The organism is Angustibacter luteus (assembly GCF_039541115.1).
GTDB classification, from domain to species: domain Bacteria; phylum Actinomycetota; class Actinomycetes; order Actinomycetales; family Angustibacteraceae; genus Angustibacter; species Angustibacter luteus.
In genome coordinates this window covers 684,525-706,781 of record NZ_BAABFP010000005.1, presented here as the reverse complement: position 1 = coordinate 706,781, position 22,257 = coordinate 684,525, and the positions used below count along the sequence as shown (strand labels likewise).

22 protein-coding genes and 1 tRNA gene are annotated in these 22,257 nt (G+C 71.2%); 21 read left to right on the top strand and 2 right to left on the bottom strand.

Annotated features, from left to right (window positions below):
- Nucleotides 1–4: 4 nt before the first annotated feature.
- On the bottom strand, nucleotides 5–691 hold the full coding sequence (locus tag ABEB17_RS12500; protein WP_345717020.1) for a nitroreductase family protein: 687 nt from the start codon (nucleotides 689–691) through the stop codon (nucleotides 5–7).
- A gap of 40 nt (nucleotides 692–731) precedes the next feature.
- Here ABEB17_RS12500 and ABEB17_RS12495 point away from each other — a divergent pair, with 40 nt between their 5' ends.
- The 13 genes from ABEB17_RS12495 (at nucleotide 732) to der (ending at nucleotide 12,774) form a co-directional block, all read left to right on the top strand.
- Nucleotides 732–1,145: a pyridoxamine 5'-phosphate oxidase family protein gene (locus ABEB17_RS12495; RefSeq protein ID WP_345717019.1), complete on the top strand. Its 414-nt coding sequence runs from the start codon at nucleotides 732–734 to the stop codon at nucleotides 1,143–1,145.
- Nucleotides 1,146–1,311: 166 nt separating this feature from the next.
- On the top strand, nucleotides 1,312–2,427 hold the full coding sequence (ald, locus tag ABEB17_RS12490) for an alanine dehydrogenase (protein WP_345717018.1): 1,116 nt from the start codon (nucleotides 1,312–1,314) through the stop codon (nucleotides 2,425–2,427).
- Complete coding sequence (gene xerD / locus ABEB17_RS12485) at nucleotides 2,424–3,386, top strand: site-specific tyrosine recombinase XerD (protein ID WP_345717346.1); 963 nt, start codon at nucleotides 2,424–2,426, stop codon at nucleotides 3,384–3,386. Before ald ends, xerD begins: the two co-directional genes overlap by 4 nt.
- A 143-nt stretch (nucleotides 3,387–3,529) precedes the next feature.
- A complete protein-coding gene (locus ABEB17_RS12480; protein WP_345717345.1) occupies nucleotides 3,530–4,387 on the top strand; it encodes a ParA family protein in 858 nt (285 codons plus the stop codon).
- Between the two features lie 14 nt (nucleotides 4,388–4,401).
- Complete coding sequence (locus ABEB17_RS12475; RefSeq protein WP_345717017.1) at nucleotides 4,402–5,343, top strand: segregation and condensation protein A; 942 nt, start codon at nucleotides 4,402–4,404, stop codon at nucleotides 5,341–5,343.
- Nucleotides 5,344–5,380: 37 nt separating this feature from the next.
- A complete protein-coding gene (locus ABEB17_RS12470; RefSeq protein WP_345717016.1) occupies nucleotides 5,381–6,763 on the top strand; it encodes a glycoside hydrolase family 25 protein in 1,383 nt (460 codons plus the stop codon).
- Between the two features lie 36 nt (nucleotides 6,764–6,799).
- A complete protein-coding gene (gene scpB, locus ABEB17_RS12465; protein ID WP_345717015.1) occupies nucleotides 6,800–7,444 on the top strand; it encodes an SMC-Scp complex subunit ScpB in 645 nt (214 codons plus the stop codon).
- Nucleotides 7,441–8,397 carry a pseudouridine synthase gene (locus ABEB17_RS12460; RefSeq protein WP_345717014.1) on the top strand — a complete coding sequence of 319 codons (957 nt, stop codon included), beginning with the start codon at nucleotides 7,441–7,443 and terminating at the stop codon, nucleotides 8,395–8,397. The genes scpB and ABEB17_RS12460 overlap by 4 nt, the downstream gene beginning before the upstream one ends.
- Before the next feature lie 2 nt (nucleotides 8,398–8,399).
- The gene (gene aroH, locus ABEB17_RS12455; protein ID WP_345717013.1) at nucleotides 8,400–8,762 is read left to right on the top strand and encodes a chorismate mutase; all 363 of its coding nucleotides are present in this window, start codon (nucleotides 8,400–8,402) and stop codon (nucleotides 8,760–8,762) included.
- A complete protein-coding gene (locus ABEB17_RS12450) occupies nucleotides 8,759–9,853 on the top strand; it encodes a prephenate dehydrogenase (protein WP_345717012.1) in 1,095 nt (364 codons plus the stop codon). Before aroH ends, ABEB17_RS12450 begins: the two co-directional genes overlap by 4 nt.
- Nucleotides 9,854–9,884: 31 nt before the next feature.
- Nucleotides 9,885–10,613 carry a (d)CMP kinase gene (cmk, locus tag ABEB17_RS12445; RefSeq protein WP_378226948.1) on the top strand — a complete coding sequence of 243 codons (729 nt, stop codon included), beginning with the start codon at nucleotides 9,885–9,887 and terminating at the stop codon, nucleotides 10,611–10,613.
- Complete coding sequence (locus ABEB17_RS12440) at nucleotides 10,610–11,311, top strand: lysophospholipid acyltransferase family protein (RefSeq protein ID WP_345717010.1); 702 nt, start codon at nucleotides 10,610–10,612, stop codon at nucleotides 11,309–11,311. Before cmk ends, ABEB17_RS12440 begins: the two co-directional genes overlap by 4 nt.
- Nucleotides 11,308–12,774 carry a ribosome biogenesis GTPase Der gene (gene der, locus ABEB17_RS12435; protein WP_345717009.1) on the top strand — a complete coding sequence of 489 codons (1,467 nt, stop codon included), beginning with the start codon at nucleotides 11,308–11,310 and terminating at the stop codon, nucleotides 12,772–12,774. The genes ABEB17_RS12440 and der overlap by 4 nt, the downstream gene beginning before the upstream one ends.
- 35 nt (nucleotides 12,775–12,809) lie before the next feature.
- Here the strand turns inward: der and ABEB17_RS12430 are convergent.
- Nucleotides 12,810–12,892, bottom strand: a tRNA-Leu gene (locus ABEB17_RS12430).
- Nucleotides 12,893–12,952: 60 nt separating this feature from the next.
- On the opposite strand from ABEB17_RS12430, the gene ABEB17_RS12425 reads away from it, so the two are divergent.
- From ABEB17_RS12425 to polA, 8 genes are all read left to right on the top strand, one after another.
- Entirely contained in the window at nucleotides 12,953–13,555 is a 603-nt protein-coding gene (locus ABEB17_RS12425) for an ANTAR domain-containing response regulator (protein ID WP_345717008.1), read from the top strand.
- Between the two features lie 182 nt (nucleotides 13,556–13,737).
- Nucleotides 13,738–14,871, top strand: coding sequence for a branched-chain amino acid ABC transporter substrate-binding protein (locus ABEB17_RS12420; protein WP_345717007.1), 1,134 nt, complete (start codon nucleotides 13,738–13,740; stop codon nucleotides 14,869–14,871).
- An 89-nt stretch (nucleotides 14,872–14,960) separates the two neighbouring features.
- A complete protein-coding gene (locus ABEB17_RS12415; RefSeq protein WP_345717006.1) occupies nucleotides 14,961–15,950 on the top strand; it encodes a branched-chain amino acid ABC transporter permease in 990 nt (329 codons plus the stop codon).
- Nucleotides 15,947–17,101 carry a branched-chain amino acid ABC transporter permease gene (locus tag ABEB17_RS12410; RefSeq protein WP_345717005.1) on the top strand — a complete coding sequence of 385 codons (1,155 nt, stop codon included), beginning with the start codon at nucleotides 15,947–15,949 and terminating at the stop codon, nucleotides 17,099–17,101. Before ABEB17_RS12415 ends, ABEB17_RS12410 begins: the two co-directional genes overlap by 4 nt.
- Nucleotides 17,094–17,921, top strand: coding sequence for an ABC transporter ATP-binding protein (locus ABEB17_RS12405; protein ID WP_345717004.1), 828 nt, complete (start codon nucleotides 17,094–17,096; stop codon nucleotides 17,919–17,921). The genes ABEB17_RS12410 and ABEB17_RS12405 overlap by 8 nt, the downstream gene beginning before the upstream one ends.
- Entirely contained in the window at nucleotides 17,911–18,627 is a 717-nt protein-coding gene (locus ABEB17_RS12400) for an ABC transporter ATP-binding protein (protein ID WP_345717003.1), read from the top strand. Before ABEB17_RS12405 ends, ABEB17_RS12400 begins: the two co-directional genes overlap by 11 nt.
- 107 nt (nucleotides 18,628–18,734) lie before the next feature.
- On the top strand, nucleotides 18,735–19,367 hold the full coding sequence (locus ABEB17_RS12395; protein WP_345717002.1) for a GNAT family N-acetyltransferase: 633 nt from the start codon (nucleotides 18,735–18,737) through the stop codon (nucleotides 19,365–19,367).
- An 81-nt stretch (nucleotides 19,368–19,448) separates the two neighbouring features.
- The gene (gene polA / locus ABEB17_RS12390; RefSeq protein WP_345717344.1) at nucleotides 19,449–22,127 is read left to right on the top strand and encodes a DNA polymerase I; all 2,679 of its coding nucleotides are present in this window, start codon (nucleotides 19,449–19,451) and stop codon (nucleotides 22,125–22,127) included.
- Nucleotides 22,128–22,257: the final 130 nt, after the last annotated feature.

Sequence of the window (22,257 nt, the reverse complement as noted above, 5' to 3'; positions counted from 1 at the left end):
CTCCTCAGGTCTGCAGCGGACGGGCCGCCTCATCATCGCCCACGCCGTCGTCGACGTGGCTGAGGCCGCTCGGTGTGGCGCGGTACTGCTGCCCGAACCGGCCCTCGTGGGCGACCTCGGAGACCGGACGACGACCCCGGCGCAGGCTGGGGGAGCGGCGGTCGGCGGCGGCGTACCCGACCGAGACGACCCCCACGACGCGGCGTCCGCCCGGGATGGCGAACGCCCGCCGGACGGCGTCGTGCCGCTCACCCGGCACCCCGAAGAAGCACGAGCCGAGCCCGGAGTCGACCGCGGTGAGCAGCATCATCAGTGCGGCCATCCCGGTGTCGACGTCCCAGTAGGGGATCGGCCAGTGCGACTCGGCGCGGTCCGTCCAGCCCTTGTCCGGCTCGGCATAACGGTCGAGGTAGGCGTCCTTGTCGCTGAGGCAGAGCACGAGTACCGGGGCGCTCATCAGACCCCGCAACCAGGCGTCCGGCGGACCGTCGTCCTCCTTCGTGGTGCTCCAGAAGGTCCGGCGGGACGCGTCGTCGCGCAGGACCACGAAGTCCCAGCCCTGGCTGAAGCCTGCGCTGGGGGCGCGCACGGCGTGGTCGAGCACCCGGTCGATCACCTCACCGGGGACGGGGCGGTCGGGGTCGTAGGCGCGCACCATGCGCCGGCGGCGGATGACCGCGTCGAGTTCCATGTGAGGATCGTGTCAGCCCCTGGTCGACGAGAGGACGAACATGCCCACCCCACCCCTGCCGGACGACACGATGGACCTGCTGCGACGGGCCAACCCCGCCGTCATCGCGGGCACCATGCCGGACGGTCAGCCGTTCGCCGTGGCCACCTGGTACCTGGTCGAGGACGACGGCCGGATCCTGGTGAACATGGACGGTGGCCGGGCCCGGGTCGAGTGGCTGCGCCACGACGGTCGCGTCGCGCTCACCGCGCTCGAGGACGGTGCCTGGTACACCCACGTCAGCATCCGCGGCAGGGTCGTCGAGTGGCGGGACGACGCAGAGCTGGCCGACATCGACCGGCTGTCCCGGCACTACGGCGGGGACGCCTACCCCAACCGCGAACGGCCGCGGGTCAGCGCGTGGATCGAGATCGATCACTGGCACGGCTGGGGAGCGGCCGCCAGCACCTCCTGAGGCCACCGCCCGACGTAAAACTGTCGAAAAGCGCTGTTCCGGCAGACACTCTGCCGGGCGGGGGCGGGCAGCGGCCCCGGCTAGACTCGCGCTGCCACCCCAGATCGGGGCTGACCGTCGGGCAATGGCGCCTGACGGTGGCGGTGCGCGCAAAGGACGTGTGACCGTGAAGGTCGGTATTCCCCGCGAGGTCAAGAACCACGAGTACCGGGTGGCGATCACGCCGTCCGGAGTGAACGAGCTCGTGCGCAACGGTCACGAGGTGTTCGTCGAGACCGAGGCAGGTGTCGGCTCCTCCATCACGGACGAGGACTACGTCTCCGCCGGCGCGACGATCCTGTCCGGCGCCGACGACGTGTGGGGTACTGGCGACCTCATCCTGAAGGTGAAGGAGCCGATCGCGTCCGAGTACGACCGGATGCGGGAGGGGCAGACGCTCTTCACGTACCTGCACCTGGCCGCTGACAAGCCGCTGACCGAGGAGCTCACCAAGCGCAAGGTCACGGGCATCGCCTACGAGACCGTCGAGCTGCCGGACCGCAGCCTCCCGCTGCTGGCCCCGATGAGCGAGGTCGCCGGTCGGCTGGCTCCGCAGGTCGGGGCGGCGACCCTCATGCGCGCCCAGGGCGGCCGCGGCATCCTGATGGGCGGGGTGCCCGGCGTCTACGCGGCGAAGGTGGTCGTCATCGGCGCTGGCGTGTCCGGCATGAACGCGGCGGCCATCGCGCTCGGCATGCAGGCCGAGGTGCTCCTGCTGGACCGCAACGTCGCGCGCCTGCGTCAGGTCGACGCGATCTACCAGGGTCACTGCCAGACCGTCGCGTCCAACGCGTACGAGGTCGAGCAGGCGATCATGGACGCCGACATGGTGATCGGTGCCGTCCTCGTCCCCGGTGCCAAGGCCCCGACCCTGGTCACCAACGAGCAGGTCTCCCGGATGAAGCCCGGCAGCGTGCTGGTCGACATCTCGATCGACCAGGGCGGCTGCTTCGAGGACTCCCGTCCGACCACGCACGCGGACCCGACCTACCAGGTGCACAACTCGGTCTTCTACTGCGTCGCGAACATGCCGGGCGCCGTCCCGCACACCTCGACGTACGCGCTGACCAACGTGACGCTGCCGTACGCCGTCGAGCTGGCCAACCGCGGCTGGCGTTCCGCCCTGCAGGCCGACCGCGCCCTGGCGCTCGGTCTCAACACGCACGACGGCCAGGTCACCTACGCCCCGGTCGCCGAGGCGCACGGGATGACGTCCGTGCCGCTCGCCGAGGTGCTCGCCTGAGCGCACAGCCCGCGCCGGAGGCGTCGGCGGCGCTCACCGCCGCCGTCTCCGGCTGGCTGGCGCACCTGGACGTCGAGCGGGGCGCGGCCGCGAACACGCTCTCGTCCTACCGGCGCGACCTGCGTCGATACACCGCCTTCCTGGCCGACCGGTCGGTCGTCGACCCCCAAGCGGTGACCGAGGCCGACGTCACCGCGTTCGTCATGCACCTGCGAGAGGGGGACGCGGACCACCAGCCGCTGACTGCGGCGTCCTCGGCGCGCTGCCTGGTCGCGGTCCGCGGTCTGCACCGGTTCCTGCTGCTCGAGGACGTCACCACGCACGACCCGGCCGCCGACGTCCGGCCCCCGAGCGCGCCGAAGCGGTTGCCCAAGGCCATCAGCACGGGCGAGGTGGAGCGGCTGCTCGAGGCCGCTTCCGTGGGGGACAGCCCGGCATCGCTGCGTGACCGCGCCCTGCTCGAGCTGCTGTACGGCTGCGGCGCCCGGATCAGCGAGGCGGTCGGGCTGGACGTCGACGACGTCGACCTCGAGCACGGTGCCGTGCGGCTGTTCGGCAAGGGCCGCAAGGAGCGGGTGGTGCCCCTGGGATCGTTCGCCCGGGACGCTGTGCGCGCCTACCTGGTACGGGCCCGGCCAGGGTTCGCCGTGCACGGGTCGGCCGCGAACGGGCGGGGCGCCACCGCGCTGTTCCTGAACTCCCGCGGCGGGCGGCTGTCCCGGCAGAGCGCGTGGTCGGTGCTCCGGGTGGCGGCCGAGCGGGCCCACCTGGGTGGGCACGTGAGCCCGCACACCCTGCGGCACTCTTTCGCCACCCACCTGCTCGACGGCGGCGCCGACGTCCGGGTGGTCCAGGAGCTGCTCGGCCATGCGTCGGTGACGACGACCCAGCTGTACACGCTCGTCACGGCCGACCGGCTCCGTGAGGTCTACGCAGCCGCCCACCCGCGGGCCTTGTGAGTGCTGGACGGCGGGGTGCCTTGAAGCGCCGGGCGGCCCGCGGCTAGGGTCACGGACACCGCTCGCCCCGAGCCGCCCGACCTGTCCGCACCTGGAGTCGACCGCCCGTGACCGCCCAGCCACCGACGTCCGCTGAGCTCCCGATGGCTCCCGTCGACACCGAGCTCGGGCCGACCGGCCGTCCGGAGATCGACTTCCCGCAGCCGGCCCCGCTGTCGTCGCACGGGCCGGCGCGCATCATCGCGATGTGCAACCAGAAGGGTGGGGTCGGCAAGACCACCACCACGATCAACCTCGGCGCCGCCCTGGCCGAGGTCGGCCGCAAGGTGCTGCTGGTCGACTTCGACCCCCAGGGCGCGCTGTCCGTCGGGCTCGGTATCAATCCGCACGAGCTCGACGTGACCATCTACAACGTGCTGATGGACCGCTCCACCGACGTGCGCTCCGTCGTCCGCACCACGGCCATCGAGGGGCTGGACGTGCTGCCCGCCAACATCGACCTGTCCGCCGCCGAGGTGCAGCTCGTGGGCGAGGTCGCACGCGAGATGGTGCTCGGACGGGCACTGCGCCCCGTGCTCGACGACTACGACGTCGTGCTCATCGACTGCCAGCCCTCGCTGGGACTGCTGACCGTCAACGCGCTGACCGCCGCGCACGGCGTGCTGATCCCGCTGGAGTGCGAGTTCTTCGCGCTGCGTGGCGTCGCCCTCCTCGTCGAGACGATCGAGAAGGTGCAGGACCGGCTCAACCCCCGGCTCGAGATCGACGGGATCCTGGCCACGATGTACGACAGCCGGACGCTGCACAGCCGCGAGGTCGTCGCCCGTGTCGTCGAGGCCTTCGGGGACAACGTCTTCCGCACCGTCATCTCGCGGACCGTGAAGTTCCCCGACGCCTCGGTCGCCGCGGAGCCGATCACCACCTACGCGTCCACCCACGCAGGTGCCGAGGCCTACCGGCAGCTGGCTCGCGAGCTCATCGCCCGCGGCGACGCCGCCTGAGCCAGGTGGTCGTCGTGGACGACGCCGCGCCGGCCACCGGGCGGGGTCGATCGGTTCCGTTCCAGGTGCACCTGGATGTCTTCGAGGGACCGTTCGACCTGCTCCTGGGGCTGATCTCCAAGCACCAGCTGGACATCACGGAGGTGTCGCTGGCCAGGGTCACCGACGAGTTCATGGCGCACATCCGCGGGCACGCCGGCGAAGGCGGGGACTGGGACCTCGGCCAGGCCAGCGAGTTCCTGGTCGTCGCCGCCACGCTCCTGGACCTGAAGGCGGCGCGGCTGCTGCCGTCCGCGCAGGTCGAGGACGAGGACGACCTCGCCATGCTCGAGGCGCGCGACCTGCTGTTCGCCCGGCTGCTGCAGTACCGCGCGTTCAAGCAGGTGGCTGCCGTGTTCAGCGAGCGGATGGCGGACGCCGCCCGCCGGACCGCCCGGCAGAACACGCTGGAGCCGCACTTCGCGAACCTGCTGCCCGAGCTCATCATGAGCATCACCCCCGAGCAGCTGGCCGCCATCGCGGCGCAGGCGTTGGCGCCGAAGGTCGCCCCCACGGTCGGGCTGGCGCACCTGCACGCCCCGGCGGTCAGCGTCCGCGAGCAGGCCGCCGTGATCATCGACGTGCTGCGGCGCAGCCGGACCACCACGTTCCGCGCGCTCACCGCGGACGCCGAGAGCACGCTCATGGTGGTAGCCCGGTTCCTCGCGCTGCTGGAGCTGTTCCGCGACGGGGCCGTCGGCTTCGACCAGGTCAGCCCGCTCGGCGAGCTCACCATCCGCTGGACCGGCTCGGACGACGGGGACGTGGACGTCAGCGACGAGTTCGACGAGTTCGACGCGCAGGACGAGCAGGACGAGCCGAGCGTGCCGGACGAGGCAGACTCGCGCGTGCCGCCAGACCCTGCAGCCCCACGGGACCCGGACGCCCCACGGGACCCGGACGACATCGGGTCCTAAGCCTCAGGTCGTCCCGGCGCACGCCGACGGGGTTGGTGTGCCCCGACACCTCGCCGCCCTGCGCCGTGCCCGTCCGCTGACCCTCACCGCGGTCGTGCTCGCCGCCGCAGCGACCGCGCTGGCCGGGCTCGCCGTCCCGGCGTCCGCGGCCACCAGCCGCCCCCTCGGCATCGACGTCTCCCGCTGGCAGAGCGCCGGGGCCTCGGACAGCTGCGCCGCTCAGGGCATCGACTGGTCGAAGGTGTCGGCGACGACCCGCAGCTTCGTCTTCATCCGCGCGACCCGGACCAAGGCGGCTGTCACCGCGCAGGACGCGTGCTTCGACCGCAACTGGCGCGGAGCCGTCACCGCGGGCATCTACCGGGGCGCCTACCACTACGCGATCCCGAGTGCGGTGGCCGGATCGGCAGCGCGCGACGCCCGCGTCTTCGTCTCGATCGTCGGCCGCATGCAGGACGCCGGCGACCTGCCGCCCGTCCTCGACCTGGAGACGTCCGGTGGGCTCAAGCCCGCCCAGCTGGCCACCTGGACGCGAACCTGGCTGACCACGGTGCGCTCGCTGACCGGCCGCCAGCCGATGATCTACACCTACCCCTCCTTCTGGCGCAGTGCTATGGCCGACAGCAACGCGTTCCACGCCTACCCGTTGTGGATCGCGAACTGGACGGCCACGCCCTCGGTGCCCGGCGGCTGGCCCACGTACGCGGTGCACCAGTACTCGGCGACCGGCCGGGTCGCCGGGATCAGCGGTGACGTCGACCTCAACGTGTTCAACGGGAGCGCCGCCCAGCTGCGGGCCTTCGCCCACCTCGGCACCCACCCGACCACCGCCACCACCAGCAGCACGGCATACCGGGGGTCGGCCTGGCGGATCTCGGGCTACCTGCGTACGTCCGCCGGGACGCCGGTCACCGGTGCGACCGTGCGGCTCTACCGCCGGGTCGGCGCCGGACCCTGGGCACTCGTGGCGAGCACGCGCACCTCGTCCGTCACCGCCTGGTACGGCTTCACCCGCCAGCCCACCACGGCCGCGACGTACAAGGTCCGCTACTCGGGCGGCACCCAGTTCGCGGCGTCCTGGTCGTACCCACGCAGCCACACCATCCGCGACCGGGCCGTGGTCAGCACGACTCTCGGCACGAGCGCGATCCGGGTGCGCAAGGGAAGCGCCGTGACCCTGTCCGGCCGGCTGACCCGGGCAGTGAACGGCGCCCCGTTGCCGGGCAAGCGCGTCGTGGTCTACCAGCGGGTGGGCGCCGGTCCGTGGACGGTGGTCCGCGCCGTCACCACGTCGGCGAAGGCCGCTCGCTTCGCACTGACGGTCCGTCCGCGGGTGGCGGTGAGCTACCGCGCGGTGTTCGCCGGCTCCTACGCGAACCGGCCGAGCGCGTCCACGGTGCGGGCGGTGCGGCTCCGCTGACCTGAGCCCGCGCCGACGCCACTAGACTCGGCGACCATGACGGACCTTCCGCTCGACGGCGCAGCCGACCAGCCTGAACCGGCCGCGGTCGCCGACCCGGAGCCCGCAGAGCTGGTGCTCGACGACCTGCCGTCCGGTGCTCGTGGCGCGCTCGAGGCGTTGCTGATGGTGGTGGACGAGCCGATCGCCGAGATCACGCTCGCGCAAGCCCTCGGCCTGCCCCCCGCGGAGGTCGCCGAGCTCGTCCGCGGCCTGGCCGCGGAGTACGACGAGCAGCAGCGCGGTTTCGAGCTGCGCGAGGTCGCCGGTGGCTGGCGCGTGTTCAGCCGCGCGGACTACGCCCCGGTCATCGAGCGCTTCGTCGTCGGCGGCCAGCAGGCGCGGCTCACCCAGGCGGCGCTGGAGACGTTGGCGGTGGTCGCCTACCGGCAGCCGGTCTCGCGCGCTCGGGTCAGCAACGTCCGTGGCGTCAACGTGGACGGCGTGATGCGCACGCTGGTCAGCCGCGGGCTGGTCGAGGAGGGCGGGACGGACGGCGAGAGCGGCGCGATCCTGTACGTGACCACCTCGACGTTCCTGGAACGGCTCGGCCTCACGTCCCTCGACGAGCTGCCGGCGCTGGCTCCCTACCTGCCCGAGATCGACGTCCTGGACGAGCTGTCCGAGGGAGTGTCCCGATGAGTGGCGAGGGGCCGCGGCGCAGCGGGCCGGGCAAGCCCACCGGCAAGGGCAAGCCGGTCGGTAAGGGCAAGCCGGTCGGTAAGGGCAAGCCGGCCGGCAAGGGCAAGCCGGTCGGCAAGGGCAAGCCGGCCGGCAAGGGCAAGCCGGCCAAGGGTGCCAAGCCGCGTCCGACCCGGCCGAAGCGCGGCCACGCGCCGGTGCCCGCGGTCCCCGCCGACGTCCACGTCGAGGACGGCATGCGGCTGCAGAAGGTGCTGGCGCAGGCCGGGGTCGGCAGCCGCCGGGCCTGCGAGGCGATGATCGCCGCCGGCCGCGTACAGGTCGACGGGCACATCGTGGTCGAGCAGGGCGTCCGGATCGATCCGGTGCGCCAGGTCGTGCACGTGGACGGCGTCCGGGTGCAGGTCGACGAGGACAAGCTCTACCTGGCCTTCAACAAGCCGGCCGGCGTGGTCTCCTCGATGAGCGACGACCTGGGCCGGGTCTCCCTCGGTGACTTCATGGCGGAGCGGCCGGAGCGGCTCTTCCACGTCGGCCGGCTCGACTCCGAGACCGAGGGTCTGATCCTGCTCACGAACGACGGCGAGCTCGCGCACCGGTTGCAGCACCCCGGGTACGGCGTGCCGAAGACGTACCTCGCCGAGGTGCCGGGTCCCGTGGCCCGCGACGTCGGCAAGCGGCTGCGCGAGGGCGTCGAGCTCGAGGACGGACCCGTCAGGTTCGACAGCTTCCGGTTGATCGACTCCCAGCCGGGTAAGGCGCTCGTCGAGGTCGTGCTGCACGAGGGCCGCAAGCACATCGTGCGCCGAGGTCTCGAAGAGGTGGGCTACCCGGTCGAGCGGCTGGTCCGCGTGCAGGTCGGTCCGGTGCACCTCGGGGACCTGCGGCAGGGCCGCTGGCGCGTGCTGACCCGGACCGAGGTCGCCCAGCTGTTCAGCGCGGTGGGGCTCTGAGCATGGCGGTTCGTGCGATCCGCGGGGCGATCCAGCTCGACCGCGACGAGCGTGACCACCTGCTCTCCTCGACCCGCGAGCTGGTGGCCGCCGTGATGGCCGCCAACTACCTCACCGCGGACGACCTGATCTCCATCGTCTTCACCGTCACGGCGGACCTGCGCTCGGAGTTCCCGGCCGTCGCGGCGCGCGAGCTCGGGCTGGGGGAGGTCCCGCTGCTGTGCACGGTGGAGATCGACGTCCCAGGTGCCTTGCCGCGGGTGGTGCGGCTGATGGCGCACGCCGAGATGGACGTCCCCCGCAAGCAGGTGCAGCACGTGTACCTGCGTGGCGCGACGTCCCTGCGGCTGGACATCGCCCAGTGACCGGCTCGCACGTCACGTCGGTGCGGGTGGTCGGGACCGGGCTGGTGGGCACCAGCGTCGGCCTCGCCCTGACCGGGCACGGCATCGACGTCACCCTCGCGGACCCCTCGCCCAGCGCCGTCGCGCTGGCTCGTGACCTCGGCGCGGGACGGATCGACCCGGACGCCGGGTGCGATCTCGTCGTGGTTGCGGCGCCACCGGACGTGGTCGCGGACGTCGTGGCCGCGGAGCTGGCGGCCCACCCGGATGCCGTCGTGACCGACGTGGCCAGCGTCAAGTCCCTTCCGCTGCAACGGCTGCACACCCTCGGCGTCGACCTGAGCCGGTATGTCGGCGGCCATCCGCTGGCCGGCCGGGAACGGTCCGGAGCCGTCGCGGCCCGAGCCGACCTCTTCACTGGTCGGCCCTGGGTGCTCACGCCCACCGCGGAGACGTCCCCGGCCGCGCTCGAGCAGGTCCGTGCCACCGCCCAGCTGCTCGGCGCCACCGTGTCGGTGATGGACGCCCGCGAGCACGACGAGGCGGTCGCGATCATCTCGCACGTACCGCAGGTGGCCGCCAGCCTCGTCGCCGCTCGGCTGCGGACCGCGTCGGAGCAGGCCGTGGGGCTGGCCGGGCAGGGCGTGCGGGACGTGACCAGGATCGCGGCGAGCGACCCGCACCTGTGGACGCAGATCCTCGCCGGGAACGCCGGCGCCGTGGCCCGTGCCCTGCACGCGCTGCGGGACGACCTCGACGCGGTGCTCGCGGCGGTGGACGCCCTCGGCGCCCGCCCGGACGACGCGCTCGGCGCCCGCGCGACCGTGGCCGGGTTCGTCGCGGCAGGCAACGAGGGACACGCCCGGATCCCCGGCAAGCACGGCAGCGCTCCCACGGTGTACGTCGCGGTGCCGGTCATCGTGCCGGACCGCCCGGGCGAGCTCGCCCGGCTGCTGCGCGACGTCGGAGACGCGGGCGTGAACCTGGAGGACCTGCGCATCGAGCACAGCGAAGGCCGCCCGGTGGGCCTGGCCGAGATCGACGTCCTGCCGGCCGCGGCGCAGACCCTCGTCACCGCTCTGCGTCAGCAGGGCTGGAGCGTGCACGCCTGATCCTCGACTACGCTGAGTTCCTCCCAGTCGTATGTCAAGGAGTTCTCGCGTGCCCACGTCCGTGCCCGCCCTCGTCGTCGCCGTCGACGGGCCCAGCGGTTCCGGCAAGTCCAGCGTCTCGCGCGCCGTCGCGCGCCGGTTCGGCCTGCGCTACCTGGATACGGGCGCCATGTACCGCGCGCTGACCTGGTGGTGCCTGGACCAGGCGGTCGACCTCGCCGACCAGGGGGCCGTCGTCCGCGCCATGGACGCGATGCCGCTCGTCATGGGCACCGACCCCGCCGCCCCGAGCGTCTTCGTCGGCGCGGTGGACGTCGGCGAGCCGATCCGGCAGACCCGGGTCAGCGAGCGGGTCAGCGCGGTCGCCACCAACCTGGACGTGCGCGCCCGGATGCGCGACCTGCAGCGTCGGCTGATCGGCGAGGCCGAGGCCGGCGTCGTCGCCGAGGGCCGCGACATCACCACGGTCGTCGCACCGGATGCGGACGTGCGTGTCCTGCTCACCGCCACCGAGCAGGCCAGGCTCGAGCGGCGTACCCGTGAGCTGCACGGACACGCGGAGCAGGACGCCGTCGAGTCGACCCGTGACCAGGTGGTCCGACGGGACCGCGACGACTCGACCGTCTCCCAGTTCGTGACCGCGGCCGACGGCGTGCACACGATCGACTCGTCTGCGATGGGGTTCGAGGAGGTCGTCGACGCCCTCAGCGCGCTCGTCACCCGGGTCACCGGACGAGAGCCCGCCGTGGAGTCGAGGTGAGCGCGACGGACGTCGTCGCGCCGTCCGCCCGCCGTGCCGCCGGTGGTCGCCGGGTCGGGCAGGGCCTGTTCCACACGCTGTACCGGTCGAGCGTCGTGGGGGGCGAGCACGTACCGACCAGCGGCCCCGTGCTGCTGGCCTCCAACCACACCGGGATCCTGGACGGTCCGCTCGTCTACGGCCTCGCGCCGCGCCCGACGCACTTCCTGGTCAAGAAGGAGTTCTTCCACGGCCCGGCCGGGTGGGTCCTGGAGCACTGCGGGCAGATCCCGATCAACCGGGACAGCATCGACCGGCTCGCCCTGCAGACCGCGCTGGCGGCCCTGCGGGACGGCCGGGTGGTCGGGGTCTTCCCCGAAGGTGCTCGCGGACTGGGCGACGTCGCGGCGGTCCGGGAGGGCATCACGTGGCTGGCCATGGCCAGCGGCGCGCCCGTCGTGCCGGTGGCCTGCCTCGGCACCCGCAGTCGCGGCGCCTCGATCGGACGGCCACCGCTGCCCGGGCACCGGGTGGCGGTCGTGTTCGGTGAGCCGGTGCACCTCGTCGCGCCCCCGGGTCTGTCGCGGCGGGCCGCCAGCCGCGAGCTCACCGAGCAGCTGCGGCTCGTGATGGCCCGCCACGTACGCTCCAGCTCGGAGCGCACGGGAATCCCCCTCTACGAGGACCCGCCCACGGCGGGTCTGGAAGGTGCCTCATGACCGACACCGACGGCGAGCTCGGCCCCGAGGACGGCAGCGTCGCCGAGGGCCTGCGAGCAGGGCTCGAGGACTACGACCTCAGTGACGAGGACGTCGCGCTCCTCGGCCGCTCCGAGGACGACCTCGACGCCCTGGTCGACGAAGGACCGTTGCCGGTGCTGGCCGTCATCGGCCGGCCGAACGTCGGCAAGTCGACCCTGGTGAACCGGATCCTGGGTCGGCGCGAGGCGGTCGTCGAGGACGTCCCGGGCGTGACCCGCGACCGCGTCACCTACGAGGCCGACTGGGCCGGACGTCGGTTCGTGCTCGTCGACACCGGCGGCTGGGAGCGGGACGCGAAAGGTCTGCACCTGCGCGTCGCGGAGCAGGCCGAGATCGCCATCGAGCTCGCCGACGCCGTGCTGTTCGTGGTCGACGCGACGGTCGGCGCCACCGACACCGACGAGGCCGTCGTCAAGGTGCTGCGCCGCTCCGGCAAGCCTGTGGTGCTCGCCGCGAACAAGGTGGACGACGCCCGCACCGAGGCGGACGCGGCGATGCTCTGGTCGTTGGGGCTGGGCGAGCCGCACCCGGTCTCCGCCCTGCACGGACGGGGGAGCGGCGACATGCTCGACGCGGCGCTCGCCGTCCTGCCGCCGATCTCCCAGGTGGGCGGGGGGTACGCCCCCGGCGGACCGCGGCGAGTGGCCCTGGTGGGTCGCCCGAACGTCGGCAAGTCCAGCCTGCTGAACAAGGCCGTCGGCTCGGAGCGGGTCGTCGTGGACGAGGTCGCCGGCACGACGCGCGACCCGGTCGACGAGATGGTCGAGCTGGCCGGGCGGACCTGGCGGTTCGTGGACACCGCGGGTATCCGCCGGCGGGTGCACCAGACCCGCGGGGCCGACTTCTACGCCTCGCTGCGCACCCAGACCGCACTGGAGAAGGCCGAGGTCGCCGTCGTCCTGATGGACGCGGGCACCCCGATCACGGAGCAGGACGTCCGGGTGGTCCAGCAGGTCATCGACGCCGGTCGGGCCCTGGTGATCGCCTACAACAAGTGGGACACGGTCGACGAGGAGCGTCGCTACTACCTCGAGCGCGAGATCGAGCAGGATCTCGTCCAGGTGCCCTGGGCGCCGAGGGTCAACATCTCTGCGCGGACCGGCCGGCACCTGGACCGGCTCGTGCCGGCGCTGGACCAAGCGCTGGAGTCCTGGGACACCCGGGTGTCGACGGGGCGGCTGAACTCGTTCATGGGCGAGCTCGTCGCCGCGCACCCGCACCCGCTGCGGGGCGGCAAGCAGCCACGCGTTCTCTTCGCGACCCAGGCCGCCACCCGGCCGCCGCGGTTTGTGGTGTTCGCCAGCGGCTTCCTCGAAGCCGGCTACCGCAGGTTCATCGAGCGGCGCCTGCGGGAGACCTTCGGTTTCACCGGGACGCCGATCGAGGTCAGCGTCCGGGTGCGCGAGAAGCGCCGCCGGTAGTCCTCCGCGCCCAGCCCCACCTCGTGAGAACCTCGTGCCGGGTGCGGGATTCGAACCCGCACGCCCTCTCGGACAGCGCATTTTGAGTGCGCCGCGTCTGCCCTTCCGCCAACCCGGCCATGCGCGGCCCCGGGGCCGCGCAACGTCAGCGTAACGGGCCATCCGTAGACTGGCGCGCATGGTCGCCACCCCTCACCCCGCCGCGCCCAGCGGTCGCCGCGTCGTCGTCGCCGAGGACGAGGCCCTGATCCGTCTGGACCTCGTCGAGATGCTGCGCGAGGAGGGGTTCGACGTCGTCGGCGAGGCCGGCGACGGTGAGCAGGCGGTCGCGCTCGCCCGAGAGCTGCAGCCCGACGTCGTCGTCCTGGACGTGAAGATGCCGGTGATGGACGGGCTGTCCGCGGCCGAGCACATCGGCCGGGAGAAGCTCGGCGCCACCGTCATGCTGACCGCCTTCTCGCAGACCGAGCTGGTCGAGCGGGCCCGTGATGCCGGGGCCATGGCCTACGTCGTCAAGCCGTTCACGAAGGCCGACCTGCTGCCCGCGATCGAGATCGCCGTCTCGCGGTACGCCGAGCTTCGCGCGCTGGAGGCCGAGGTCGCCGACCTGGGGGAGCGCTTCGAGACCCGCAAGCGCACGGACCGCGCGAAGGGCGTCCTGATGAAGAAGCTCGGGCTGAGCGAACCCGAGGCGTTCCGCTGGATCCAGAAGACCTCGATGGACCGTCGGCTGAGCATGCGGGAGGTCGCCGACGCGGTCGTGTCCGGAATGGCGGACTAGGTTCGTTCGTGCCGCCGGACGTCGTCCGACTGACGATCGTCAGTAGATCACGAGATAGTCACGCGTCGGTTGCGGTGCTGGGTTCTGCCGATTCCAGGGTCTAGGGTTCGGGGCACCCCATCGCGGGTAACACCCACCGGCTGCGGCACGTCGTCGCAGTCCCTGGAATTGGAGGACCACGCGTGCGTTCCATCCTCAAGCTCGGCGTCCCGGTGGTCGCCGCGGCCCTCGCTCTGACCGCCTGCGGCGGCACGTCTGACGACAATGACGCGAGCAGCGCCCCGACGGAGGTGAAGGTCGGCTTCTTCGGTGCACTCACCGGTGACGCGGCCAACCTCGGCCAGAACATCAAGAAGGGCGCTCAGCTGGCGATCGACCAGTACAACGCCACGAACCCCAAGACGAAGATCACGCTGGTCGACTACGACTCGCAGGGCAACCCCGACCAGGCCCCCGGCCTGGCCAAGAAGGCCATCGACGACAAGGCCGTCATCGGCATCGTCGGCCCCGCCTTCTCGGGTGAGTCCAAGGCTGCCGACCCGCTGTTCAACGAGGCCGGTCTGGTGACCATCTCCGCCTCCGCGACCAACCCGGCGCTGTCCACCAACGGCTGGAAGACCTTCTTCCGCGTGCTGGGCAACGACGCGTCGCAGGGTCCGGCCGCCGCGAAGTACATCAGCGACGTGCTGACCGCCAAGAAGGTCGTCGTCGTGGACGACGCCTCCGAGTACGGCAAGGGCCTGGCTGACATCGTGAAGGGCGACCTCGGCAGCACCGTCGTGGCCACCGACACGATCCAGCAGAAGCAGACCGACTTCGGTCCGACCGTCACGAAGATCAAGTCCGCCAACGCTGACGCGGTCTTCTTCGGTGGCTACTACGCCGAGGCCGGCCTGCTCAAGAAGCAGATGACGGACGCGGGCATCAACGCCAAGTTCGTCGTCGGCGACGGCGTGAAGGACGACGGCTTCATCACGGCGGCCGGCGCCAAGGCCGCCGAGGGCACGATCATGACCTGCCCGTGCCTGCCCCCGGACAAGGCCGGCGGCACCTTCTACACCGACTACAAGAAGGCCTTCAACGCCGACCCCGCCACCTACGGCGCCGAGGCGTACGACGCGGCCACGATCATCATCTCCGCGGTCAAGGCCGGCAAGACCAGCCGTGCGGACGTGGTTGCCTTCACGAAGGCCTACGACCAGCCGGGCGTGACGAAGCAGCTCAAGTTCGACGACAAGGGCGAGCCGACCAACGTCACCGTCTGGGCGTACAAGGTCGAGGGCGGCAAGATCGTGCCGGACCAGGAAGTCAAGTAGCACCGAGCTCTACCCATACAGGTGAGGTCCACGCGGCCGGGAGCGGTAGGCTCCCGGCCGCGTGGGGTGCCCAGGCTTCTGGAGGTCGGATGTCGTACCTGATCCACAACTTCGCCGCGTTGACGGGCACCGGGCTCATCAAGGGGGCGGTCTACGGACTCGTCGCCCTGGGCTACACGCTCGTGTACGGCGTGCTGCGCCTGATCAACTTCGCCCACTCCGAGGTCTTCATGTGGGGGAGCTTCGCGGCGGTGTGGGCGCTCGCCGCGATCGGCGCGGGGCCGAACCCCTCGCCGCTGGAGATCGCCCTCCTGCTGCTGGTGGCCCTCGTCGCCGCCACCGCAGTGAGCGGTGCGACGGCCCTGGTCGTCGAGCGGGTCGCCTACCGGCGCCTGATCCGACTGAAAGCCCCACCCCTGACCGCTCTGATCAGCGCCATCGGCATGTCCTTCGTGCTGGGCGAGATCATGGGCCTGCGGGACAAGATCACCGGCTGGGTCGGCCTGGACGGCACGCTGCACCTGTACGTCAGCGGTGCGCGGGACAACACGCGGTTCGCGAACCCGCTCCAGTCCCGGATCCTGTTCAACATCGGCAACTACGGCGTCAGCAACATCGACCTGCTGGTGCTCGGCTGCGCGTTGGTCATGATGGTCGCCCTCGACCAGTTCATCCGGCGGTCGCGACTGGGCCGGGGTATCCGCGCGGTCGCGCAGGACTCCGACGCCGCCGCGTTGATGGGCGTCAACAAGCAGCAGGTCATCCGGGTCACCTTCCTGATCGGCGGTGTGATGGCCGGCGCCGCCGCGCTGCTGTACCTCATGAAGTTCGGCGTCACCCGTTGGAACGCGGGCTTCCTGCTCGGTGTCAAGGCGTTCACCGCGGCGGTCCTGGGTGGCATCGGCAACGTCCGGGGGGCCCTGCTCGGCGGCTTCGTGCTCGGGCTGGCTGAGAACTACGGGTCGGCGATCGTGGGCTCGCAGTGGCAGGACGTCGTCGCGTTCGTCCTCCTGATCGTCATCCTGCTGTTCCGACCAACCGGCCTGCTCGGTGAGTCCTTGGGGAGGGCACGCGCATGACGTCTCCCACCGCAACCGCCGGCAAGAGCCGGTCCCGCAACCCGCTGGTCACCGTCGCCGACGTCATCCGTCGCCAGCCGAAGCCGGTCCGCGTCCTGCTGGGCGCCCTGTTCGTCGTCCTGCTGTACCTGCTGCCGCTGCTGAACCCGCCGCTCATCTCGCCGAGCCAGAGCGACTTCGGTGCGGTGCTGTTCAACGTGTCGACGTACGTGCTGGTGGCCCTGGGTCTGAACATCGTGCTGGGCTACGCCGGGCTGCTCGACCTCGGCTACGTCGGCTTCTACGCGATCGGCGCGTACACGGTCGCCGTGCTCGGGTCCCTGCACGCGCACGTTCCGCTGCTGCTCCTGCTGCCGCTGGCGGCGCTGGTGGCCACCGTGTCGGGCGTCCTGCTCGGTGCCCCGACGCTGCGGGTGCGCGGTGACTACCTCGCGATCGTGACGCTCGGCTTCGGTGAGATCATCCGGCTGACCGCCGTCAACCTGCAGTGGGTCGGCGCGGCGGCTGGGATCAGCAACGTCCCACGGCCGCCCAGCGTCGAGATCTTCAAGCTGCCGCACGTCTCGTGGAACGGCTTCGTCGCGACGATCGACCTGGACAACACGACCACGTTCATCAAGTTCGGCGTGCTGGACCAGATCCCGTACTACTGGCTGGCGCTCACGGTGATCTTCATCATCCTCGCGGGTGAGAAGCGCCTGGTGCAGAGCCGCGTGGGCCGGGCCTGGGAGGCGACCCGCGAGGACGAGGACGCCGCCGAGCTGATGGGCGTGCCGACGTTCAAGTTCAAGCTGCTGGCCTTCTCCTGCGGTGCCTTCATCGGCGGCCTCTCGGGCGGGTTGTTCGCCACCCGCCAGGCGTTCATCAACCCGGAGTCCTTCCCGCTGCTGCTGTCCATCCTGTTCCTGGCGGCGGTCGTCGTCGGCGGTGCGGGCAACCGGTGGGGCGTCATCGTCGGCGCCATCATCGTGTCCTACCTGCCCGAGATCTTCCGGCCCTTCGCCGACTACCGGGTGCTGGTGTTCGGGATCCTGCTGATCGTGCTGGCCAACTTCCGTCCGCAGGGGCTGCTACCGCCCAAGCGGACGGTCCGGGCCAGACAGGTCGACGAGGAGCTCGAGGAGCTCGAGGAGGGGGCAGCGCATGTCTGACACCCAGACGACCCAGCCCGCCGCGACGCCGCCCACGGCGGCCGGCGACGTGCTGCTGTCCCTGGACGACGTCACCCTGCGGTTCGGTGGTGTCGTCGCCCTCGACGGGGTGTCGTTCGACATCCGTCGCGGCGAGATCCTCGGGCTCATCGGGCCGAACGGCGCCGGGAAGACCACGTGCTTCAACGCCATGACCGGCGTCTACCAGGTGACCTCGGGCCAGGTGAGCTTCAACGGCAGCTCCCTCGCAGGGCTGCACAAGTTCGCGATCACCAAGCTCGGCATCGCCCGCACGTTCCAGAACATCCGGCTGTTCGGCAACATGACGGCGTTGGAGAACATCCTGGTCGGGGCCGACGCCCAGCACAGCACCGGACTGTTCTCCTCGCTGTTCAAGCTGCCCAAGCACCGCCGCGAGGAGACCGAGGGCCACGACAAGGCGCGTGAGCTGCTCAAGTTCATGGGCCTGAGCAAGCGGGCCGACGAGCTGGCCCGCAACCTGCCCTACGGCGACCAGCGCCGGCTGGAGATCGCGCGCGCCCTGGCCACCAACCCCCAGCTGCTCTGCCTGGACGAGCCGGCCGCCGGCTTCAACCCCGCGGAGAAGCGCGACCTGATGGACCTGATCCGGCGAATCCGGGACCAGGGCTACACGGTCCTGCTGATCGAGCACGACATGCGCCTCGTCATGGGCGTCACGGACCGCATCGTGGTGCTGGAGTTCGGCCGCAAGATCGCCGAGGGTCTACCCGCCGAGATCCGCGACAACCCCGCGGTCATCGCCGCCTACCTGGGAGTTGACGAAGAAGATGCTTCTTGAGGTCGAAGGCCTGTGCGTCAACTACGGGCGCATCGAGGCCATCCGGGACATCTCCTTCGGCGTGCCCGAGAACTCCGTCGTCACCTTGATCGGGGCGAACGGCGCGGGCAAGACGACAACCATGAAGACGGTCTCCGGACTGCACCCGGTGCGGGCCGGCAAGATCGTGTTCGACGGCGAGGACATCACGAACATGGCGGCGCACAAGCGCGTCGAGCTGGGCATCGGGCAGGCACCCGAGGGTCGTGGGGTCTTCCCGGGGATGTCCGTCATGGAGAACCTCGAGATGGGCGCCTACTTCCGCAAGGACCGCAAGGTGACCGTCCCCAAGGACCTGGAGCGAGTCTTCACGCTCTTCCCGCGGCTCAAGGAGCGCGCGTCCCAGGCCGCGGGGACCATGTCCGGCGGCGAGCAGCAGATGCTCGCCATCGGCCGGGCGCTGATGGGGCGTCCGAAGCTGCTGCTGCTGGATGAGCCATCGATGGGCCTCGCGCCCAAGCTCATCGCGCAGATCTTCGCGATCATCCGGGAGATCCACGGCCAGGGCGTCACGATCCTGCTCGTCGAGCAGAATGCGGCGCAGGCCCTGAAGACGGCCGATCACGCGTACATCCTGGAGACCGGCGAGATCGTCCGGGACGGCTCGGGCAGCGACCTCGCCGCCGACGACAGCATCCGGGCTGCCTACCTCGGCGGCGACGTCTAGCGACGAAACCACCGTCACACACCCCAGGTCAGTACGGATATCGACAGGCACTACCGTCGAGGGGTGCAGAGGTCGTAAGGTCTGCAACGGATCAAGCTCGTGCAGGCATGGGTGGGGGCCCCGCCAGGATGTCGACAGGAGGACCAGTGGCCCCGTCTCAGGTCAGCGTTCGGGTCATCGATGCCGAGGAGCCAGTGGACGTCGAGTCACTGGCGGGTCTGTGGGTGGACTCCCGTCCCGTCGGACGAGTCCCTGCAGCCGGTCGGGTCGATCGACGCGATCTCGCCAGTACCCTCGGGCGCGCCATCGCGCGGGACGGCGTGAAGGCGTTCGTCGCTGCGCTGGACGGGCACGACGTCGGTTTCGTCGTCCTGTCCCGCGGGCCGCTGCTGCCGCTCCTGGATGAGCCCAGCGTCGCCATCGAGCACTTGTTCGTGCAGGAGGACGCCCGTCGCCAGGGCGTGGGCCGTGCGCTGATCGCGCGCGCCACGACGTTCGCGGAGCAGGGTGGGGCGAGCCAGATCTCGACCAGCGTGCCGGCCGCGGGCCGGGACGGGCAACGCTTCTTCGCTCGGCTGGGCTTCACACCGTTCGTCGTGCGCCGCGTCGCGTCGGTGTCCGCCGTCCGCCGCCGGCTCGTGCCGGAGCCGTGCCTCGCGCGCGATGCGACCGTCCTGCGTCGCCGCTCCCTGCGGGCCAGGAACATGGCCGGCGCCCTGCGCGCCCGCAGCAGCGCCTGACCGCTCCCTGGCCTGTCGGCGGGCGCCTCTAGGGTGAACCCCGTGAGCGTTCCCACGACTGCCGACCAGACCCCGCGCCTGATGCTGCTCGACGGGCACTCACTGGCCTATCGGGCGTTCTTCGCCCTGCCGCCGGAGAACTTCTCGACGTCCACCGGGCAGACCACCAACGCGGTCTACGGCTTCACGTCCATGTTGATCAACCTGCTCCGCGACGAGCAGCCGACGCACATCGCCGTCGCCTTCGACGTCTCCCGGCAGACGTTCCGATCCGAGGAGTACGCCGAGTACAAGGCCGGCCGGTCGAAGACGCCCGACGAGTTCAAGGGCCAGATCTCCTTGCTGCACGAGGTGCTCGCCGCGCTGCGCATCCCGGTCATCGAGAAGGAGGGCTTCGAGGCGGACGACGTCATCGCCACCCTCACGACGCAGGCCGCCGCTCAGGGTCTGGACGTGCTGATCTGCTCCGGCGACCGAGACAACTTCCAGCTGGTCAGTGACCGCACGACCGTCCTCTACCCGGTCCGCGGTGTCTCCGAGCTGTGGCGGATGGACCCGCAGGCGGTGCTCGACAAGTACGGCGTCCCGCCGGAGCGCTACCCGGACCTCGCGGCCCTGGTCGGCGAGACGAGCGACAACCTGCCCGGGGTCCCGGGCGTCGGGCCGAAGACGGCGGCGAAGTGGATCACCACGTACGGCGACCTGCACGGCGTCGTGGCCAACGTCGACCTGATCAAGGGCAAGGCGGGGGAGAGCCTGCGCGAGCACCTGGACGGAGTGCTGCGCAACCGCCGCCTCAACGCCCTCGTCCGCGACCTCGAGCTCCCGCTCGGTCCGGCCGATCTGGCCCGGCAGCAGTGGGACCGGGACGAGGTGCACCAGGTCTTCGACGGCCTGGAGTTCCGGGTGCTGCGCGAGCGGCTCTTCGCGACGGTGGACGCGGCGGCCCCCGAGGCCGAGTCAGGATTCGACCTGGCCACGTCGAAGCTGGACTCGACGGCCGTGGCGGACTGGCTGACGGAGCACGCCGGTGCTGGCGTGCGGACGGGTCTGCACGTGGTGGGATCGTGGGGCCGCGGCGCAGGTGACGCCCGCGGGCTGGCGGTCGCGGCGGCCGACGAGTCCGCCGGCTACGTCGACCTCGAGAGCCTCGACGAGGCCGGTCTCGCCGCAGTGGGTGACTGGCTGGGTGACCCGGCGCGGCCCAAGGCGTTGCACGACGCGAAGGGGCCCGGGCACGCGCTGCGCGAGCGCGGGCTGCCGTTGCGGGGCGTGGTGAGCGACACCGCCCTGGCGGCCTACCTGGTCAAGCCGGACCAGCGCTCCTACGACCTGGCAGACCTGGTGCTGCGGCACCTGAGTCGAGAGCTGCGACTGGAGGCCGAGGACCCGAGCGGCCAGCTCACCCTGGACACCGGTGAAGGGCCGGACGAGGACGAGACGGCGATGGTGCAGGCCCGCGCGGTGCTCGACCTGGCGGACGCCCTGGACGCCGAGCTCGAGGCCCGCGGCGGTGCCGAGCTGCTGCGCGATGTCGAGCTTCCACTGGTGCGGGTGCTCGCGGAGATGGAGCGCATCGGCATCGGCGTGGACGACGACCAGCTCGCCGATCTCGAGGCGGGCTTCGCCGGCGAGGTGAAGCGGGCCGCAGACGAGGCGTTCGCCGCGCTCCCGCAGGCGGCCGACGGCTCGGCCCGCACGCTCAACCTCGGCTCTCCCAAGCAGCTGCAGACCGTGCTGTTCGACGAGCTCGGGATGCCCAAGACCAAGCGCACCAAGACCGGGTACACGACCGACGCCGAGGCGCTGCAGGACCTCTACGTCAAGAGTCCGCACCCGTTCCTCGAGGCGCTGCTGCGCCACCGTGACGTGTCGCGGCTGCGGCAGACCGTCGAGGGACTGCGCAAGACGGTGTCGGACGACGGGCGCATCCACACGACGTACAACCAGACGATCGCCGCGACCGGTCGCCTCAGCTCGACCGACCCGAACCTGCAGAACATCCCCATCCGCACGGACGAGGGTCGGCGCATCCGCGAGGCGTTCGTGGTCGGGCCCGGCTTCGAGTCGCTCATGACGGCCGACTACAGCCAGATCGAGATGCGGATCATGGCGCACCTGTCCGGTGACGCCGGGTTGATCGAGGCGTTCAACACCGGCGAGGACCTGCACCGCTTCGTGGGCGCTCGGGTGTTCGGCGTCGAGCCGGTCGACGTCACCTCCGCGATGCGCAGCAAGGTCAAGGCCATGAGCTACGGCCTGGCGTACGGCCTTTCGGCGTTCGGGCTCAGCCGTCAGCTGCGGATCGACGTCGACGAGGCGCGCGGCCTGATGGGGGAGTACTTCGAGCGGTTCGGCGGGGTCCGCGTCTACCTGGACTCGGTGGTCGACGAGGCCCGGCGTACCGGCTACACCCAGACCATGCTGGGTCGGCGCCGCTACCTGCCGGACCTCACCAGCGACAACCGCCAGCGTCGGGAGGCGGCCGAGCGGATGGCGCTGAACGCGCCGATCCAGGGGTCGGCGGCCGACATCATCAAGGTGGCGATGCTGCGGGTCGCCGCTGCGCTCGAGCAGCAGGACCTGCGTTCCCGGATGCTGCTGCAGGTGCACGACGAGCTGATCTTCGACGTCGCACCGGGGGAGCGGGACGACCTCGAGGCGCTCGTCCGCCAGGCCATGGGCCACGCCATCGAGCTGTCCGTCCCCCTCGACGTCTCGGTCGGTGTCGGCCAGTCCTGGGAGTCCGCCGGCCACTGAAATCACGCATGGGTCGTGCTCGCGCGGACCTTGTGACGATTTCGTAACGAGGCCTTGGGCCCAAGTAGGTGACCTCCGAAGTTACTCCGTGGTAGAACTTCGCAGCCGTGGTCTCTCATTGTGGAGGGAC